This window comes from Corallococcus llansteffanensis, from assembly GCF_003612055.1.
In the GTDB taxonomy this organism is placed as follows: domain Bacteria; phylum Myxococcota; class Myxococcia; order Myxococcales; family Myxococcaceae; genus Corallococcus; species Corallococcus llansteffanensis.
In genome coordinates this window covers 1-434 of sequence record NZ_RAWB01001196.1, presented here as the reverse complement: position 1 = coordinate 434, position 434 = coordinate 1, and the positions used below count along the sequence as shown (strand labels likewise).

Genomic DNA, 434 nt, shown 5'->3' with positions numbered 1-434 from the left:
CGTCACGCCCGTCACGATATGGGTAACGCTTTCGCGCCCTTGCACCTGCAGACCATTGGGGCAGTAGTCCCGAAAACGGGCCGCCTGCAACAGGTCGTTCAAGTACAATTCAAGTTCTTTTCGATCCATTTGGACTCAACTTCGCTCTATGTTGCGCCGCTTTTGGCTGTTTTTTGCGCAAGCCGTCACGGTCGTCCTGGCCGTCTGGTTTGTGATCGCCACGCTCAAGCCTGATTGGCTGCAGCGCGGCAGGGTCGCAGTGCAATCCGGCTCGCCCATCGTCGCGCTGAAGGAAGTCGCGCCGATCGGCCACGGCGGCACCTCCAGCAACTCCTACGCAGAAGCGGCCAAGGTCGCGATGCCGGCGGTGGTCAACATCTTCAGCAGCAAAAACGCGCCGAAGCGTGGCACCAACCCTCAAGCCAGCGCCGATC

General features: G+C 60.6%; 2 protein-coding genes. One reads left to right on the top strand and one right to left on the bottom strand.

What is annotated here, in order from left to right:
- Positions 1-129: Nif3-like dinuclear metal center hexameric protein (locus D7V93_RS47840; RefSeq protein ID WP_443652014.1), on the bottom strand; the 129-nt coding region annotated here is incomplete at its 3' end.
- Positions 130-148: 19 nt separating this feature from the next.
- Here D7V93_RS47840 and D7V93_RS44110 point away from each other — a divergent pair.
- A partial coding sequence (locus tag D7V93_RS44110) for a hypothetical protein (protein ID WP_208723393.1) occupies positions 149-434 on the top strand: 286 nt, incomplete at its 3' end.